The 244-nt window shown below is 66.4% G+C and carries 1 pseudogene; it reads left to right on the top strand.

What is annotated here, in order from left to right:
- Positions 1-244, top strand: a pseudogene (locus I53_RS29750) (glutamine--fructose-6-phosphate aminotransferase); the annotation flags it as partial.

Here is a 244-nt window from a genome sequence, read left to right as displayed (position 1 = left end):
CCAACTGGCCGCACTGTTCCAGCTGACCGTGGTGCTGGGCAAGCTGCATGGCCGCATCGACGCGGCGCAGGAAGCGGACTACCTGGAGCAGCTGCGCTTCCTGCCGGGCAGCGTGCAGCATGCACTGAACATGGAGCCGCAGATCGCCGCCTGGGCGGAACGTTTCGCGCGCAAGAGCAGCGCACTGTTCCTCGGCCGTGGCCTGCATTACCCGATCGCGCTGGAAGGCTCGCTCAAGCTCAAG

The organism is Methylobacterium sp. B1, from assembly GCF_000333255.1.
Taxonomy (GTDB): Bacteria; Pseudomonadota; Alphaproteobacteria; order Rhizobiales; family Beijerinckiaceae; genus Methylobacterium; species Methylobacterium fujisawaense.
Note: the sequence above shows the minus strand (reverse complement) of the source record. Positions and strands in the feature narration are given on the sequence as shown.